Annotated in this window: 10 protein-coding genes, 1 tRNA gene and 3 rRNA genes; 2 read left to right on the top strand and 12 right to left on the bottom strand. The window is 56.7% G+C overall.

Going from position 1 to position 17,775, the window contains the following annotated elements; genetic code table 11:
- Positions 1 to 39 precede the first annotated feature (39 nt).
- The 11 genes from birA to D7I37_RS08395 all read right to left on the bottom strand — a co-directional run bounded on the left by birA (position 40) and on the right by D7I37_RS08395 (position 13,262).
- Positions 40 to 1,002, bottom strand: a complete 963-nt coding sequence (gene birA / locus D7I37_RS08445; RefSeq protein ID WP_061800731.1) for a bifunctional biotin--[acetyl-CoA-carboxylase] ligase/biotin operon repressor BirA — start codon at positions 1,000 to 1,002, stop codon at positions 40 to 42.
- Positions 999 to 2,036 carry a UDP-N-acetylmuramate dehydrogenase gene (gene murB, locus D7I37_RS08440; protein ID WP_061800729.1) on the bottom strand — a complete coding sequence of 346 codons (1,038 nt, stop codon included), beginning with the start codon at positions 2,034 to 2,036 and terminating at the stop codon, positions 999 to 1,001. The genes birA and murB overlap by 4 nt, the downstream gene beginning before the upstream one ends.
- Positions 2,037 to 2,430: 394 nt before the next feature.
- A 5S ribosomal RNA gene (gene rrf, locus D7I37_RS08435) occupies positions 2,431 to 2,546 on the bottom strand.
- Between the two features lie 102 nt (positions 2,547 to 2,648).
- A 23S ribosomal RNA gene (locus tag D7I37_RS08430) occupies positions 2,649 to 5,555 on the bottom strand.
- 248 nt (positions 5,556 to 5,803) lie between these two features.
- Positions 5,804 to 5,879 (bottom strand) — tRNA-Glu (locus D7I37_RS08425).
- 143 nt (positions 5,880 to 6,022) lie between these two features.
- Positions 6,023 to 7,564, bottom strand: a 16S ribosomal RNA gene (locus D7I37_RS08420).
- Together the 16S, 23S and 5S rRNA genes with 1 tRNA gene alongside form the textbook arrangement of a ribosomal RNA operon.
- A gap of 398 nt (positions 7,565 to 7,962) precedes the next feature.
- Positions 7,963 to 8,496 (bottom strand): menaquinone-dependent protoporphyrinogen IX dehydrogenase, encoded by a 534-nt coding sequence (gene hemG / locus D7I37_RS08415; RefSeq protein ID WP_129543541.1) that lies wholly within the window; start codon positions 8,494 to 8,496, stop codon positions 7,963 to 7,965.
- Positions 8,497 to 8,518: 22 nt separating this feature from the next.
- The gene (gene trkH / locus D7I37_RS08410; RefSeq protein ID WP_061798710.1) at positions 8,519 to 9,970 is read right to left on the bottom strand and encodes a Trk system potassium transporter TrkH; all 1,452 of its coding nucleotides are present in this window, start codon (positions 9,968 to 9,970) and stop codon (positions 8,519 to 8,521) included.
- 35 nt (positions 9,971 to 10,005) lie between these two features.
- On the bottom strand, positions 10,006 to 10,620 hold the full coding sequence (locus tag D7I37_RS08405; RefSeq protein WP_061798713.1) for an IMPACT family protein: 615 nt from the start codon (positions 10,618 to 10,620) through the stop codon (positions 10,006 to 10,008).
- Entirely contained in the window at positions 10,620 to 11,951 is a 1,332-nt protein-coding gene (gene pepQ / locus D7I37_RS08400; RefSeq protein WP_129543540.1) for a Xaa-Pro dipeptidase, read from the bottom strand. The genes D7I37_RS08405 and pepQ overlap by 1 nt, the downstream gene beginning before the upstream one ends.
- Before the next feature lie 114 nt (positions 11,952 to 12,065).
- Entirely contained in the window at positions 12,066 to 13,262 is a 1,197-nt protein-coding gene (locus D7I37_RS08395) for an MFS transporter (RefSeq protein ID WP_061798716.1), read from the bottom strand.
- Between the two features lie 233 nt (positions 13,263 to 13,495).
- On the opposite strand from D7I37_RS08395, the gene fadB reads away from it, so the two are divergent.
- Positions 13,496 to 15,685, top strand: a complete 2,190-nt coding sequence (gene fadB, locus D7I37_RS08390; protein WP_129543539.1) for a fatty acid oxidation complex subunit alpha FadB — start codon at positions 13,496 to 13,498, stop codon at positions 15,683 to 15,685.
- 10 nt (positions 15,686 to 15,695) lie between these two features.
- Positions 15,696 to 16,859, top strand: a complete 1,164-nt coding sequence (fadA, locus tag D7I37_RS08385) for an acetyl-CoA C-acyltransferase FadA (protein ID WP_095095096.1) — start codon at positions 15,696 to 15,698, stop codon at positions 16,857 to 16,859.
- A 175-nt stretch (positions 16,860 to 17,034) separates the two neighbouring features.
- Here fadA and fre read toward each other — a convergent pair whose 3' ends face one another.
- On the bottom strand, positions 17,035 to 17,736 hold the full coding sequence (gene fre, locus D7I37_RS08380) for an NAD(P)H-flavin reductase (protein ID WP_061798723.1): 702 nt from the start codon (positions 17,734 to 17,736) through the stop codon (positions 17,035 to 17,037).
- Positions 17,737 to 17,775: the final 39 nt, after the last annotated feature.

Below are 17,775 nucleotides of genomic sequence, written 5' to 3'. Positions count from 1 at the left end.
ATCAGTAATAAGGGGACTTTCGTCCCCTCGTTAACATCCCTATTCCGCACTTCGCAGTGATATTTCCCCGCCAATAAAAGGCTTGATTGCCCCGTCTTGTTCGAGCAATAAAGCGCCCTGTTGATCGATGCCCCGGGCGATGCCGAAGATTTGCTGCTCGCCAATCAACAACTTGACCGGCCGGTCGATAAAGTTATCCAATGCGCGCCAACGCGCCACGAACGGAGCCAATCCGTCAATTTCAAACTGCTTGAGCGATTGACGCAGCTCATTAAGCAGGGTGGCGGCAAGCTCATTGCGATCGATGCTGATCCCGGCTTCCTGCAGGTTGATCCAGCCCTGATTAATGGCGCCGGCATTGGTATCACGCATCGCCAGGTTAATGCCGGCCCCCATCACCAGTTGCGCCGCATCGCCGGTTTTCCCCGTCAGTTCGACCAGGATCCCCGCCAGTTTGCGATCGTTGAGGTATAAATCATTTGGCCACTTGACCCGGACATCCTCCGCGCCAAGGCGCTGCAAGACTTCCGCCATCACAATGCCGATAACCAGGCTGAGCCCCATAGCGGCCGCCGGCCCCTGTTCCAGCCGCCAGAACATCGACAGATACAGATTGGCGCCGAACGGCGAGATCCACTGCCGCCCGCGGCGCCCGCGGCCCGCCTGCTGATATTCGGCAACGCAGGCGTCACCGGACTGCAGCTCGCCGATGCGATCCAGTAAATATTGGTTGGTAGAGTCAACCACCGGCAGTACGGTGACGCGCTTGTCTTCCAGCAGCCTGAGTATGCGCTCGGCTTCCAGCAGCTGGATTGGGTTGGGGAGACTGTATCCCTTGCCCGGCACGGTAAACACGTCCAACCCCCATTCGCGGATGGTCTGAATATGTTTGTTAATCGCTGCGCGGCTCATGCCTAAGGATTCGCCAAGGTGCTCCCCCGAGTGGAAACCGCCATCGGCTAACAACGCAATCAGCTTCAAAGGGACTTTGGTGTCTTTCACGATAATACCTCTACGGCATTCAGCTCGCCTGTCGCGCCGATAAAGCGGACCTCAGGTTCCAACCCTACGTCGAACCTGGAGGAGACGGTATTGCGTACATGGCGCGCCAGTGCGACGACATCCTGGCTGGTCGCATTATCCACATTCACCAACACCAGCGCCTGCTGGCGATGTACGGCGGCGCCGCCAATCCGATAGCCTTTCAGCTCACATTGATCGATCAACCAACCGGCGGCCAGCTTAACCTGCCCATCAGCCTGCGGATAATGCGGCATGCCCGGGTACTGCGCAATCAGCTCTGCGGATTTTTCTGCGCTCACCAGCGGGTTCTTGAAGAAGCTGCCGGCATTGCCGGTCTCGCGGGGATCCGGCAACTTGCTGCGGCGCATCGCGCAAACGGCATCGAATATCTGGCCAGAGGTTACGGTCGCCGGATCCAGCTTGGTCAAATCGCCATAGTCCAACATCGGGCGCCACTGCTTGCTCAGCCGCAGACCCAACCCGACAATGATGTAGCCGGTCTGGAACTGATGTTTGAAAATACTTTCGCGATAACCGAACCCACACTCGGCAGCCGGAATGCGATCGATAGCGCCGGTAGAGAAATCCAGCAGATCGACATATTCGCAAACGCTTTTCAGTTCGATGCCATAGGCGCCGATATTCTGAATGGGGGCAGATCCCGCCAGCCCGGGGATCAACGCCAGGTTTTCCAGCCCGGGAATGCCGGCCTGCAGCGTGTAACAAACCAGATCGTGCCAGTTCTCGCCGGCACCGACATGAAGGTGCCAGGCATCCGGCTCCTCTCTGACGTCGATACCTTTGAATTGGTTGATCATTACCGTACCGGCAAAATCTTCAAGAAACAGCACGTTACTGCCTTCGCCAAGCACCAGCAGCGGCTCTTTACGCTTTTGCGTTTGTTGCCAGACCTTGAGCATTAATTCAATTCTATCTGCCATGATCAGGTGCGCTGCGCTAGCCGGGAGCGCAAAAGTATTGTGGTTTTTTAAAGACGCGCTTTCAGTAGACATAACGTTCAATACCCATACGGAAATAATCTTCTGACTAGTCTACTCGATTCGACGCTGCTGGCTAATATTTGTTTTGACTACTGCCGCTTTAATCGGATTATTACCTGATGAAATAAGGACTTTTCCGGTTTGATCAGCTTATTCTTATATAAGAAACAAGGGAGTCAGGAAGAGTATTACTAAAATAATCTATTAATTAACTAATCTATCAACTTCACTATATGTATTTCACTTTATTTAACAACATTAAACATTTTATATTGGTATATGCTCTGGTTTAACGCTCGCTAAAAAATTGTTATCCCAATAAAGGCGACACCGGCCTAAATTCTTACTTTTTTGCACATAACAAAAAGCCCCATGCTTTCGCATGGGGCTTGTCGTTTTATTTGATGCCTGGCAGTGTCCTACTCTCGCATGGGGAGACCCCACACTACCATCGGCGCTACGGCGTTTCACTTCTGAGTTCGGCATGGGGTCAGGTGGGACCACCGCGCTATTGCCGCCAGGCAAATTCTGTTTCATTCTTGGCCGTTACTCGCGTAACCACCAGAACCAATCTAAGAACTTCGCTGAAAATTATTCGTCTCTCTAAAACACCTTCGGTGTTGTAAGGTTAAGCCTCACGGATCATTAGTACTGGTTAGCTCAATGCATCGCTGCACTTACACACCCAGCCTATCAACGTCTTAGTCTTAAACGTTCCTTCAGGGACCTTAAAGGCCCAGGGAAGACTCATCTCGAGGCAAGTTTCGCGCTTAGATGCTTTCAGCGCTTATCTTTTCCGCACTTAGCTACCGGGCAGTGCCATTGGCATGACAACCCGAACACCAGTGGTGCGTTCACTCCGGTCCTCTCGTACTAGGAGCAACCCCTCTCAATCTTCCAACGCCCACGGCAGATAGGGACCGAACTGTCTCACGACGTTCTAAACCCAGCTCGCGTACCACTTTAAATGGCGAACAGCCATACCCTTGGGACCTACTTCAGCCCCAGGATGTGATGAGCCGACATCGAGGTGCCAAACACCGCCGTCGATATGAACTCTTGGGCGGTATCAGCCTGTTATCCCCGGAGTACCTTTTATCCGTTGAGCGATGGCCCTTCCATTCAGAACCACCGGATCACTAAGACCTACTTTCGTACCTGCTCGAGCCGTCACTCTCGCAGTCAAGCTAGCTTATGCCTTTGCACTAACCTCACGATGTCCGACCGTGATTAGCTAACCTTCGTGCTCCTCCGTTACTCTTTGGGAGGAGACCGCCCCAGTCAAACTACCCACCAGACACTGTCCTCACCCCAGATTATGGGGCCGAGTTAGAACATCAAACATTAAAGGGTGGTATTTCAAGGTTGGCTCCACGCAGACTGGCGTCCACGCTTCAAAGCCTCCCACCTATCCTACACATCAAGGCTCAATGTTCAGTGTCAAGCTATAGTAAAGGTTCACGGGGTCTTTCCGTCTTGCCGCGGGTACACTGCATCTTCACAGCGAGTTCAATTTCACTGAGTCTCGGGTGGAGACAGCCTGGCCATCATTACGCCATTCGTGCAGGTCGGAACTTACCCGACAAGGAATTTCGCTACCTTAGGACCGTTATAGTTACGGCCGCCGTTTACTGGGGCTTCGATCAAGAGCTTCGCCTTGCGGCTGACCCCATCAATTAACCTTCCAGCACCGGGCAGGCGTCACACCGTATACGTCCACTTTCGTGTTTGCACAGTGCTGTGTTTTTATTAAACAGTTGCAGCCAGCTGGTATCTGCGACTGGCTTCAGCTCCATCCGCAAGGGACTTCACCTACGCGCCAGCGTGCCTTCTCCCGAAGTTACGGCACCATTTTGCCTAGTTCCTTCACCCGAGTTCTCTCAAGCGCCTTGGTATTCTCTACCTGACCACCTGTGTCGGTTTGGGGTACGATTCTGTGTTACCTGATGCTTAGAGGCTTTTCCTGGAAGCTTGGCATCAACTACTTCTGCACCGTAGTGCATCGTCATCACGCCTCAGGGTTGACAGCGTTCCGGATTTACCAGGAACACCCCCTACACGCTTAAACCGGGACAACCGTCGCCCGGCTAGCCTAGCCTTCTCCGTCCCCCCTTCGCAGTAACACCGAGTACAGGAATATTAACCTGTTTCCCATCGACTACGCTTTTCAGCCTCGCCTTAGGGGTCGACTCACCCTGCCCCGATTAACGTTGGACAGGAACCCTTGGTCTTCCGGCGAGCGGGCTTTTCACCCGCTTTATCGTTACTTATGTCAGCATTCGCACTTCTGATACCTCCAGCAACCCTCACAGGCCACCTTCAACGGCTTACAGAACGCTCCCCTACCCAACAACGCCTAAGCGTCGCTGCCGCAGCTTCGGTGCATGGTTTAGCCCCGTTACATCTTCCGCGCAGGCCGACTCGACCAGTGAGCTATTACGCTTTCTTTAAATGATGGCTGCTTCTAAGCCAACATCCTGGCTGTCTATGCCTTCCCACATCGTTTCCCACTTAACCATGACTTTGGGACCTTAGCTGGCGGTCTGGGTTGTTTCCCTCTTCACGACGGACGTTAGCACCCGCCGTGTGTCTCCCGTGATAACATTCTTCGGTATTCGGAGTTTGCATCGGTTTGGTAAGCCGGGATGGCCCCCTAGCCGAAACAGTGCTCTACCCCCGAAGATGAGTTCACGAGGCGCTACCTAAATAGCTTTCGGGGAGAACCAGCTATCTCCCGGTTTGATTGGCCTTTCACCCCCAGCCACAAGTCATCCGCTAATTTTTCAACATTAGTCGGTTCGGTCCTCCAGTTAGTGTTACCCAACCTTCAACCTGCCCATGGCTAGATCACCGGGTTTCGGGTCTATACCTTGCAACTAGTCGCCCAGTTAAGACTCGGTTTCCCTACGGCTCCCCTATACGGTTAACCTTGCTACAAAATATAAGTCGCTGACCCATTATACAAAAGGTACGCAGTCACACCACGAAGGTGCTCCCACTGCTTGTACGTACACGGTTTCAGGTTCTATTTCACTCCCCTCGCCGGGGTTCTTTTCGCCTTTCCCTCACGGTACTGGTTCACTATCGGTCAGTCAGGAGTATTTAGCCTTGGAGGATGGTCCCCCCATATTCAGACAGGATGTCACGTGTCCCGCCCTACTCATCGAACTCACAGTTAATGCGTTTTAGTGTACGGGGCTATCACCCTTTGCTGCGCGACTTTCCAGACGCTTCCACTAACGCAAGAACTGATTCAGGTTCTGGGCTGTTCCCCGTTCGCTCGCCGCTACTGGGGGAATCTCGGTTGATTTCTTTTCCTCGGGGTACTTAGATGTTTCAGTTCCCCCGGTTCGCCTCGTTAAGCTATGTATTCACTTAACGATAGTGCAACGAATTGCACTGGGTTTCCCCATTCGGGTATCGCCGGTTATAACGGTTCATATCACCTTACCGACGCTTTTCGCAGATTAGCACGCCCTTCATCGCCTCTGACTGCCTAGGCATCCACCGTGTACGCTTAGTCACTTAACCTCACAACCCGAAGGCGTCTTTTATGAATAATCGACACTTCGCATTGCAAACATTTGAGAGACTCTATGACAGGTTACTCCTCATCCCAATATTTCTACGGAGGGACAAGTTTCAGCCGTCATGTTTCAATTTTCAGCTTGTTCCAGATTGTTAAAGAGCAATATCTTAAACACGACTCGCAAGAGTCATCTTTAAGATTTTTTCGGTTACGAATAACCGGTGATAATGTCTTTCACTCATTATCGGAATGGCGTCCCCAAGGGGATTCGAACCCCTGTTACAGCCGTGAAAGGGCAGTGTCCTAGGCCTCTAGACGATGGGGACACGAAAATCCGATTAAACTGAACGTTTTAATCGGTTCGCATCAGCATGAGTCAGAGACTCATTACATCAACAGGTGCGCATTGCTCGTTACTTTTTCATCAGACAATCTGTGTGAGCACTTCACGCGAATCGATATCATTAGGTAAGGAGGTGATCCAACCGCAGGTTCCCCTACGGTTACCTTGTTACGACTTCACCCCAGTCATGAATCACAAAGTGGTAAGCGCCCTCCCGAAGGTTAAGCTACCTACTTCTTTTGCAACCCACTCCCATGGTGTGACGGGCGGTGTGTACAAGGCCCGGGAACGTATTCACCGTAGCATTCTGATCTACGATTACTAGCGATTCCGACTTCATGGAGTCGAGTTGCAGACTCCAATCCGGACTACGACGTACTTTATGAGGTCCGCTTGCTCTCGCGAGTTCGCTTCTCTTTGTATACGCCATTGTAGCACGTGTGTAGCCCTACTCGTAAGGGCCATGATGACTTGACGTCATCCCCACCTTCCTCCGGTTTATCACCGGCAGTCTCCTTTGAGTTCCCGACCGAATCGCTGGCAACAAAGGATAAGGGTTGCGCTCGTTGCGGGACTTAACCCAACATTTCACAACACGAGCTGACGACAGCCATGCAGCACCTGTCTCAGAGTTCCCGAAGGCACCAAAGCATCTCTGCTAAGTTCTCTGGATGTCAAGAGTAGGTAAGGTTCTTCGCGTTGCATCGAATTAAACCACATGCTCCACCGCTTGTGCGGGCCCCCGTCAATTCATTTGAGTTTTAACCTTGCGGCCGTACTCCCCAGGCGGTCGATTTAACGCGTTAGCTCCGGAAGCCACGCCTCAAGGGCACAACCTCCAAATCGACATCGTTTACAGCGTGGACTACCAGGGTATCTAATCCTGTTTGCTCCCCACGCTTTCGCACCTGAGCGTCAGTCTTCGTCCAGGGGGCCGCCTTCGCCACCGGTATTCCTCCAGATCTCTACGCATTTCACCGCTACACCTGGAATTCTACCCCCCTCTACGAGACTCTAGCTTGCCAGTTTCAAATGCAGTTCCCACGTTAAGCGCGGGGATTTCACATCTGACTTAACAAACCGCCTGCGTGCGCTTTACGCCCAGTAATTCCGATTAACGCTTGCACCCTCCGTATTACCGCGGCTGCTGGCACGGAGTTAGCCGGTGCTTCTTCTGCGAGTAACGTCAATGCGATGCCGTATTAAGACATCGCCCTTCCTCCTCGCTGAAAGTGCTTTACAACCCGAAGGCCTTCTTCACACACGCGGCATGGCTGCATCAGGCTTGCGCCCATTGTGCAATATTCCCCACTGCTGCCTCCCGTAGGAGTCTGGACCGTGTCTCAGTTCCAGTGTGGCTGGTCATCCTCTCAGACCAGCTAGGGATCGTCGCCTAGGTGAGCCATTACCCCACCTACTAGCTAATCCCATCTGGGCACATCTGATGGCGTGAGGCCCGAAGGTCCCCCACTTTGGTCCGTAGACGTTATGCGGTATTAGCTACCGTTTCCAGTAGTTATCCCCCTCCATCAGGCAGTTTCCCAGACATTACTCACCCGTCCGCCGCTCGTCACCCAGAGAGCAAGCTCTCTTGTGCTACCGCTCGACTTGCATGTGTTAGGCCTGCCGCCAGCGTTCAATCTGAGCCATGATCAAACTCTTCAATTAAAAGCTTGATTTGCTTCAACTCGTGAAGCGATGCTCAAAGGTTACTGCATGAATTTTACTTCAGTAGTCACTCTTCAAGACTTGATATTTTTTCGCATCCGAAGATGCTGGATATCGTCTTGTGGAGTGCCCACACAGATTGTCTGATAAATTGTTAAAGAGCAGTGAGTTAGCCGCGTTGGCTTGCTAACTCGAGGTGGCGTATACTACGCTTCTCACCTCACAGAGTCAAGCGATTATTTCGCTTTTCTCTTTCCGACCCGGCGACTTGTCAGTCGTTGTTCCCGGTCAGTGGAGGCGCATTATAGGGAGTTCTCGGCGGGCCGCAACCCCTAAATTCAAAAAACTTTTCAAACGCGGCTTTTTTCGGCAAAACGCTGCCCAAGGCAGCGTTTTTGTCACTTTTCGTACTGGGGCTGGCTAAATTCCTGGGCGAAACGTTCGACCTGTTGCCAATCTGTGTACTCCACTTCCTTGCTGGTGTCCGTTTCCCCGCCGGTCATGCGCATAATAAATTGAATCATGATACGGTCAAACCAAGGATAACGGGGATAACGCAGCGCGCCGGCGAATACCGCACACTGTTTCGGCTGCCAGGGAGAGGCCAGCAAAAACTTGCGGGTATAGACATTGGTCTGCGGCGAACGCTTTTCCGGCTTGCGGGCTGTCAGGTTAACGGCAAAGAACGCACTCGGCATGCGATTCAGCTGCTCCGCATGGCGTTTGACGAACTTATCCAGAGCCGGATTGAAATGGCCATAGCGAATAGAGGCGCCGAGCATCACCTGCTGATACTGGCTAAGGTCAACATTCTCCGCCTGCAGCAGATCGATAACGTCACAGCGCAGCGTATCCTGAACTTTGCTTGCTATATAAGAAGCGATCGAACGCGTTTGCCCGTCACGGCTTGAATAAAGTATCAGTGCCTTCACGGCGTTACTCCTTCTATCGGGATCATTCGCGCCAGAAGGTCGGCGTGAACAGAACCAGCAGTGTAAATACTTCCAGGCGCCCGAACAGCATGGTTACCACCAGGACCCACTTGGCCGCGGCCGGCATGGTGGTGAAATTGTCCGCCACCACGCCCAACCCCGGCCCCAGGTTATTCAGCGTCGCCGTTACGGCAGCAAAAGCGGAGAAATCGTCGACGCCGGTGGCGATAATCGCCAGCATGCTGACGATAAACACCAATGCATAGGCCGAGAAGAAGCCCCACACCGCCTCAAGGATGCGCTCCGGCAACGCGCGGTTGCCCAATTTGATGGTGTAAACCGCATTCGGGTGAACCAGCCTTTTCAGCTCGCGCGAGCCCTGCAGGTAAAGTAACAGTATGCGGATCACTTTCAGGCCACCGCCGGTCGAACCGGCGCAACCGCCGATAAAGGCGGAACACAGCAGCAGCATAGGCAAGAAGAGCGGCCACTTGGCAATGCTGTCGGTGGTAAAGCCGGCGGTGGTAGCCATCGATACCACCTGGAAGAACGCCTGATTGACCGTTTCCATACCGGTCTTGTAAACGCCGTGGCCCCATAGCACCAGCGTACAGACCACCACCAGCGTCAGTTGCACGAAGATAAACATGCGGAATTCAGGATCCCGCCCGTAGACCTTCAGGCTGCGCCCGCTCAATAAAGCAAAGTGCAAACCATAGTTACAGCCGGAGATCAGCAGGAAAACGGCAATAATGGTGTTGATGGTTGGGCTGGCGTAATAACCGATGCTGGCGTCATGGGTAGAAAAGCCGCCGATGGCGATAGTCGAGAAGCTGTGGCCGATAGCGTCGAACACCGACATTCCCGCGCCCCACAGCGCCAGCGCGCAGGCGATGGTCAGCAACACATAGATCAGCCACAGGGTTTTGGCGGTTTCGGCGATCCTCGGCCGCATCTTGTTATCTTTCAGCGGGCCGGGCATCTCCGCCCGATAAAGCTGCATGCCCCCGACGCCGAGTATCGGCAGTATCGCCACCGCCAACACGATGATCCCCATCCCCCCCATCCATTGCAGCATCTGCCGATAAAACAGGATGGCCTTCGGCAGCGAGTCCAGCCCCACCAGCGTGGTGGCACCGGTGGTCGTCAGACCGGAGAAGGATTCAAAGAAAGCGTCGGTCAGCGACAGGTTCGGCCGCTCCGAGAACAGAAAGGGCAATGCCCCTACGCTGCCCAGCACGGTCCAGAACAGCACCACGATCAGGAATCCCTCACGCGGCTTCAGCTCATGCTTTTGCTTGCGGTTGGGCCACCACAGCATCAGCCCGATAGTGACCGCCACAAAGAAGGTCTGACTGAATGCCCGTCCCGCCCCGTCGCGGTATATCAATGCCACCAGGCCGGGAATAAACATCGTCCCGGAGAACAAGATGACCAGCAGACCCACGATGCGGGTTATGGCGCGAAAATGCATTTCAGCACGATCCTTAGCAATTCAATTGGGAGGAATTATTGCGAAATGGGGGTTAAATGCAAATTACCGCGACTGAGATCACGTAATTTATTCCCAAACAGCTCAACGCCGGTTGCCGGCAAAGCCAGGTGCAGCAAGACGTCAGCGCCATATTCGCCCTGCAGGATGCGGCCATCGGTTTGCTGTAACAGATTTTCCACCAGCGGCAACTGCGCATAGTCGCACTGCAAAGTATATTCGACCTGCGGAACCTTGTGCGCCAGGGGCAACTGTTTTAATGCCTGTTGCACGCCGCTGCCGTAGGCTTTTACCAGGCCACCGGTACCCAATTTGATGCCGCCGTAATAACGCACGACCACAGCGGTGATTTCCCCAATTCCGCTGCCCATCAGCTGCGCGAGGATCGGTTTGCCCGCTGTGCCGGAAGGTTCGCCATCGTCGGAAAACCCCAGCTGCTGCGAATCATCCGGCGCCCCGGCCACAAACGCCCAGCAATGATGCCGGGCCGCCGGGTGCTCGTCACGCACCTGCTGCACGAACGCCTTCGCCGCCGCTACCCCGCTGGTCGGCGCCAGCAGGGTGATAAAGCGGCTTTTCTTGATTTCCTCGCTGACGCTGATGGAAGCAGCCGGTATCGGGTAAGGCTGCATCAGGCCAGATTCAGATCGCGCGTCATGTTCTCGGTGCGCTTATCATGGATCACGACATTGTCCTCGATGCGGATGCCGCCATAAGGCTTCAGCGCATCGATACGATCCCAGGCGAAGTGTTGCTTGAATTCACCGCTGCGCCACGGCGCCAACAACGATTCGATAAAGTACAGGCCCGGCTCGATAGTCAACACCATGCCCGGCTGCAATACCCGGGTGCAGCGCAGGAACGGGTATTTGGACGGTGCGGCCAGGTGCGTACCTTGCTCGTCCTGCATAAAGCCGGCGGCGTCATGCACCTGCAGGCCCAAAGGATGGCCCAGGCCGTGCGGCAGGAACGGCGTGGTGATGCCCTGTTCAACCATCGCCTCTTCGCTGATGCCGCTCACCAGCTTGTGGCTCTTGAGCAGCTTGGCGATACGCTGGTGCATCTGCACGTGATAGTCGGTATAGCGTACGCCGGCCTTGAGGGTGTCGATCAGCGCCAGCTGTTCGTCGTTCAGATCCTTCACCAACTGCGCAAACGCGCCGCCGCTCTGCGCCGCATAGGTGCGCGTCAGGTCGGCGGCGTAGCCGTTATATTCCGCACCGGCGTCAAGCAGGAAGCTCAGCGACTCGGCCGGCGGCTGGTGATCCAGCTTGGTGTAATGCAGCACCGAAGCGTGTTCGTTCAGCGCCACGATATTGTCGTAAGGCACGTCGGTATCGCGATGGCCGGTAGCGGTCAGATAAGCCTGATTGATATCGAACTCGCTCATGCCGGACAAAAAGGCTTCATGCGCCGCGCGGTGGCCCATAACGGCGGTCTTCTGCGCTTCACGCATGCAGGCCATCTCGTAGCCGGTCTTGATTGAGCGATGGAAATCGAGGTAGTTCAACACCGCTTTCGGGTTGACGTTTTCCGAGGCGATACCGAGATCGCGGGCGCGCTGCGGCGCATAGCCGATATAGCCCACGCGCTCTCGCTGCGCCGGCAGCTGCTGCGCGATATCATCGGCGTTGGCCAATGGCATCATCTCAATGGATTTGGTCCAGAAACTGTCCGGCAGCGGCTCCACGCTGTGCCAATAATCGACCGGTGAATAGAACCACAGCTTCGGTTTGTTAACGCCGTCGACCCACAGCCAGCAATTCGGTACCGAGGTGACCGGCACCCAGGCTTTAAAGTTCACGTTCACTTTGAACGGATAGCTATGGTCGTCGAGAAAGACCTTTTGCAGTTCGCCGGAGTGAATCAGCAGCGCATCCAGCTTGTTGCGCTCCAACACTTCACGTGCGCGTTTCTGCATTTCTGCCAGGTGGTCGTTATACAAAGAAGCCAGCGTTTCCATTACAGTACCCTTAATGCCCTTAGCACGAAAAAAATCATCTTAACACAGCGCCCCGGCGCACCAACCCCATAGCGTTGGTCATGCGGGGCAGTTCGCAATTCGCGGTGAAACCCGTTACATCCGCAGTTTAACCATCAGCCAGCCCAGCAGGCCGAGCAGCGCAATCGCCAGCGCCCACAGCCCCTGATGCTCGAGCAACACCGCCCCTGCGGCGGCGACGCCAGCCAGACACTGTTGCAGGAACCCGCACAGCGCCATCGCATAGGCGCCATAGGCTCTGGCATCGCTGACCGCCATCGCCATGCTGTTGGGAAACAGCACCGCCTGGCCAAAAATCGTCAGGCAGTACAGTGCGATAAACACCGTCATGCCGGACAGGCCGACCAACAATCCGCTCCACCACAGCAGCATGATCGCCGCCGTCGCCAACGCGACAATGCCGCTGCCGATCTGCATCAGCCGTTTGCCGCCAACGCGCGCCACCGTGCGGTTTACCGCCATCGCCCCGCTAAAATAGGCAATGCCGATCACCAATCCCAACGCACCGAAGGCCGTGACGTTGAGACCGAACCCCTGCTGCATCACGAACGGGCTCACTTCCTGCAGCGTCACCGCGATGGCGAACCCCAGCCCGCCAACGCAAGCCGGCCAGAAAAAACCCGGCCGCCGCAGGATGGCGAAATAGGTCGCCGCCATCGGCGGACGCTGCCCCGCCGGGCGCCCCGCTTCCAGCGGCAGCGTCGCCATCAGCAGCAGGATCGCCAGGCCGGTGAGGCCCATCAGCACGAAGCCCATTTGCCAGTGCGCATACTGACTGAGCAGCCCGCCGATAAACTGCCCGCCGCCCAGCGCGGCGATAAAAGCGACCGACAGCACCGACAGGCGTCGCGCCAGCTCGTCGCCGCTCCAGTTATCACGCACGATAATACGCGCGATGATCGCCGCTCCGCCCGCGGCGACGCCTTGCACTGCGCGCAGCGTCAGCAGCTGAACGCCATTATGGCAAAAGGCCAGCAATCCGCTGCAGGTGATGAACAACACCAGAGAGAGCGTCAAGGGCAGGCGTCGGCCAAAACGGTCGGCCGCCGCGCCCCAAAACAGCACCGGCAGGGCGGCGCCGATCACAAAGATGGAGATGGAAAGCTCGGTGGCGCGGCGGCTCATCGCCAACTCCCGCATCACCGTCGGTAACGCGGGCAGGTACACCGTGGTCGCCATCTGCGCCATGAACACCAGCAGACACGCCAGCGTCATCGTTCTGGCGGGAATGCTCCATAAAACGTTGCGTTTCGCACATGCCGCCTTACTCATCCTGAACCTCGCGTAGGTAATGAACTGCCTGGGGCAAGTGTATGGGGGGCTATAGATTCCGGCAAATGCCGATAGCACATAAAATATAACTTCGTTTTAAATCAAAAAATTAATCAGATGGCATGTGATCAGACCAGCAAAATCGCAATCTCTTATTTGCATATTGTTAACATAAAAACCACACTCCTCATCATCTGGTCATACCAGATCAAACGCTGATTCAGGAGATAGACATGCTCTACCAAGGCGAAACATTACAACTGCACTGGCTCGACAACGGCATCGCCGAGCTGGTGTTCAACGCACCGGGCTCGGTCAACAAGCTGGATACCAGCACCGTCGCCAGCCTGGGCGAAGCGCTAGACGCGCTGGAAAAGCAGACCGAGCTGAAAGGGCTGCTGCTGCGGTCCAGCAAGGCCGCCTTTATCGTCGGCGCCGATATCACCGAGTTCCTGTCGCTGTTTGCCGCCCCGGCCGAAAAGCTGCTGGAATGGCTGGCCTTCGCCAATTCCGTCTTTAACCGGCTGGAAGATTTGCCGGTGCCGACCATTTCGGCGATTAACGGCTATGCGCTCGGCGGCGGTTGCGAATGCATTCTGGCGACCGACTTCCGCGTCGCCTCGCCGGACGCGCGCATCGGCCTGCCGGAAACCAGGCTGGGCATCATGCCGGGCTTCGGCGGTTCGGTTCGTCTGCCGCGCCTGTTGGGCAACGACAGCGCGCTGGAAATCATCGCCGCCGGTAAGGACGTCAGCGCCAAAGACGCGCTGAAAGTCGGCCTGGTGGATGCGGTTGTCGCACCGGAAAAACTGACCGATGCGGCGTTGAACATGCTGCAACAGGCGATCGACGGCAAACTGGACTGGCGCGCGGCCCGTCAGCCGAAGCTGGAGCCGCTGAAACTCAGCCCCATCGAAGCGGCGATGAGCTTCACCACCGCCAAAGGCATGGTGCTGCAAACCGCAGGCAAACACTACCCCGCGCCGATGACCGCGGTGAAAACCATCGAAGCCGCTGCAAAATTGGGCCGCGACGCCGCATTGAAGCTGGAAACCGCCAGCTTTGTGCCGTTGGCGCGCTCCAACGAAGCGCGCGCGCTGGTCGGCATTTTCCTCAACGATCAGTTCGTGAAGGGCCAGGCGAAAAAGCTGGCCAGGAATGTGGAAGCGCCCAAGCAGGCCGCCGTGTTGGGCGCCGGCATCATGGGCGGCGGCATCGCCTACCAGTCCGCGCTGAAGGGCGTGCCGGTGATCATGAAGGACATCAGCGAAAAATCGCTGACGCTGGGCATGAACGAAGCCGCCAAGTTGCTCAATAAACAGCTGGAGCGCGGCAAGCTGGACGGCCTGAAAATGGCTCAGGTATTGTCGACCATTCAACCTACGCTGGACTACGCCGGCATCGAACGCGCGCAGGTCATTGTCGAAGCGGTGGTGGAAAATCCGAAGGTAAAGGCCGCCGTATTGTCTGAAGTGGAAAACCTGATCGGTGAAGATACCGTTCTGGCCTCCAACACCTCGACCATTCCGATTAATCACCTGGCGAAATCGCTGAAACGCCCGCAGAACTTCTGCGGCATGCACTTCTTTAACCCGGTGCACCGCATGCCGTTGGTCGAAATCATCCGCGGAGAGCAAACCAGCGACGGCACTATCGCCGCGGTTGTGGCCTACGCCACCCGCATGGGCAAAACGCCTATCGTGGTGAACGACTGCCCGGGCTTCTTCGTCAACCGCGTGCTGTTCCCTTACTTCGCCGGCTTCAGCCTGCTGCTGCGTGACGGCGCCGATTTCCGCCAGATCGACAAAGTGATGGAAAAACAGTTCGGCTGGCCGATGGGCCCCGCCTATCTGCTCGACGTGGTGGGCATCGATACCGCGCACCACGCCCAGGCGGTGATGGCGGCCGGTTTCCCGGAGCGCATGAACAAGGACTATCGCGACGCCATTGACGTGATGTTCGACAACCAGCGCTTCGGCCAGAAGAACCAACTGGGCTTCTACCGCTACAGCCAGGACAACAAGGGCAAACCGCGCAAAGACAACGACGAGCAGACCGACGTGCTGCTGGCCGAAGTGAGCCAACCGCGCCAGACCGTCAGCGACGAAGAGATCATCGCCCGCATGATGATCCCGATGATCAACGAAGTGGTGCGCTGCCTGGAAGAAAACATTATCGCCAGCCCGGCGGAGGCCGATATGGCGTTGGTTTACGGCATCGGTTTCCCGCCGTTCCACGGCGGGGCGTTCCGCTACCTGGACACGCTCGGCACCGCCAACTACGCCGAGCTGGCCCAGCGTTATGCACACCTTGGCGCGCTGTATCAGGTGCCTGCCGGCCTGCGCGCCAAAGCCGAACGTAACGAAAGCTACTACCCGGTGGCTGCGCCGCTGTCCGATGTCGCCACCCGCCAACCGGCATGAGGTCATAAAGATGGAAAACGTAGTTATTGTTGATGCCGTACGCACGCCGATGGGCCGCTCCAAAGGCGGCGCCTTCCGCCAGGTACGCGCTGAAGATCTTTCCGCTCACCTGATGCGCGCGGTGCTGAGCCGCAACCCGGCGCTGGATGCCGCCGAGATCGATGATATTTACTGGGGCTGCGTGCAGCAGACGCTGGAGCAGGGTTTCAACATCGCCCGCAACGCCTCGCTGCTGGCGGAGATCCCGCATACCGTGCCGGCGGTGACCGTTAACCGCCTGTGCGGCTCCTCGATGCAGGCGCTGCACGACGCGGCGCGCGCCATCATGGTCGGCGACGCGCAGGTCAGCCTGATCGGCGGCGTAGAGCACATGGGCCATGTGCCGATGAATCACGGGGTGGATTTCCATCCCGGCCTGAGCCGCAGCGTGGCCAAGGCCGCCGGCATGATGGGCCTGACCGCCGAAATGCTGGCTAAAATGCACAATATCAGCCGCCAGATGCAGGACGAGTTCGCCGCCCGTTCGCACCAACGCGCACATGCCGCAACCCTAGCCGGCCATTTCAAAAACGAGATCGTTCCGACCAGCGGCCACGACGCCGACGGCGTGCTGACCCGTTATGACTTCGACGAAGTGATCCGCCCGGAGACTACCGTCGAGAGCCTGGCCGCGCTGCGCCCGGCGTTCGACCCGGTCAACGGCACCGTCACCGCCGGCACCTCTTCCGCCCTGTCGGACGGCGCTTCCGCCATGCTGCTGATGAGCGAATCGCGCGCCAAGGCCCTCGGGCTGAAAGCGCGCGCCCGCATCCGCTCGATGGCGGTGGTGGGCTGCGATCCGTCCATCATGGGTTACGGCCCGGTGCCGGCCAGCCGGTTGGCGCTGAAGCGCGCCGGTCTGAGCGTGCAGGATATCGATCTGTTCGAACTGAACGAAGCCTTTGCCGCCCAGTCGCTGCCCTGCATCAAGGATTTGGGGCTGCTGGACAGCCTCGACGACAAGGTCAACCTGAACGGCGGCGCCATCGCCCTCGGCCACCCGCTGGGCTGCTCCGGTTCGCGCATTTCGACCACCCTGCTGAACAACATGGAGCGCCGCGACGTGCAGTTCGGCCTGGCGACCATGTGCATCGGCCTGGGCCAGGGGATCGCCACCGTCTTTGAACGCGTTTAGCCGTGTCTATCTTGGGATGACCGCGTCACCGCTTAAAACCGCGGCGTCCCGCCAAGTTTAGTTGCCGTACTTCCCGCCTGTCAGGGGCGGGTTTTTTTATGCCCGCCATTCGCCGACGCCCCAATAAAAACGGGGCGACCACTGGCCACCCCGTTGTTATTGCGCCTCTCGCCGGTCAGATAAACGAGAAAGCGTCGCCAAACATATGCGCTTCCTGCGCGCCGCGTTCGGCGCAGAAACGTTCGCGGGCGATTTTCGCCATTTCGAAACGGCCGGCGATGTAGATATCGTGCTCCGCCAGGGTGCCGAAATCCTGCAGCACCGCGCTGAGCACGGTGCCGCTGCGGCCGCGCCATTCGTCTTCCGGCTGTTCCACTACCGGGATCACCTTCAGGTTCGGGTGCTGCAGCGACAGCGCTTCCAGCTCGCTCAGATCGTACAGGTGCTTCAGCTCGCGCCCGCCCCAGTAGATCGAAATATCGCGATCCGGCTGCTGCGCCAGCGCGGTCAGCAAAATCGAACGCGCATAGGAGAACCCGGTACCGCCGGCGATCAACACCAGCGGGCGGCTGCCCTCTTCGCGCAGCCAGGCGTCGCCGTGCGGAATATCGACGGTGATCGCCTGCTCTTTCAGAATGCGATCCATCACCGCCATGGCGTACAGATTCAGTTCCGAAGCGCCGATGTGCAGCTCGATGTATTCCTGTTGCGTCGGCGTTGACGCCAGAGAGAACGGGCGCTTGTCGCGCTCATCCATCACTACCATCAGGTATTGCCCTGCCTTGAACGAAAACGGCGCCTCAGGCACCAAACGTACCCGATAAACCGTATCGGTAATGGCCTCTACCGAGGTCACTTTACAGCTCAATATTGTCATGCGTTCCCTCTGTCGGGTCATCAATGCAAAACTGAGAAC

Source organism: Serratia sp. 1D1416, assembly GCF_003641105.1.
Classification (GTDB): domain Bacteria; phylum Pseudomonadota; class Gammaproteobacteria; order Enterobacterales; family Enterobacteriaceae; genus Serratia; species Serratia ficaria.
The sequence above is the reverse complement of the archived record's forward strand: the minus strand, read 5'-3'. Positions and strand labels throughout refer to the sequence as shown.

Bases quoted from the DNA above. Each gene is read 5' to 3' on its own strand.
- D7I37_RS08395 (WP_061798716.1), bottom strand. From the start codon at position 13,262: ATGAGTAAGGCGGCATGTGCGAAACGCAACGTTTTATGGAGCATTCCC.
- trkH (WP_061798710.1), bottom strand. From the start codon at position 9,970: ATGCATTTTCGCGCCATAACCCGCATCGTGGGTCTGCTGGTCATCTTG.
- murB (WP_061800729.1), bottom strand. From the start codon at position 2,036: ATGTCTACTGAAAGCGCGTCTTTAAAAAACCACAATACTTTTGCGCTC.
- fadA (WP_095095096.1), top strand. From the start codon at position 15,696: ATGGAAAACGTAGTTATTGTTGATGCCGTACGCACGCCGATGGGCCGC.
- pepQ (WP_129543540.1), bottom strand. From the start codon at position 11,951: ATGGAAACGCTGGCTTCTTTGTATAACGACCACCTGGCAGAAATGCAG.
- fadB (WP_129543539.1), top strand. From the start codon at position 13,496: ATGCTCTACCAAGGCGAAACATTACAACTGCACTGGCTCGACAACGGC.
- fre (WP_061798723.1), bottom strand. From the start codon at position 17,736: ATGACAATATTGAGCTGTAAAGTGACCTCGGTAGAGGCCATTACCGAT.
- D7I37_RS08405 (WP_061798713.1), bottom strand. From the start codon at position 10,620: ATGCAGCCTTACCCGATACCGGCTGCTTCCATCAGCGTCAGCGAGGAA.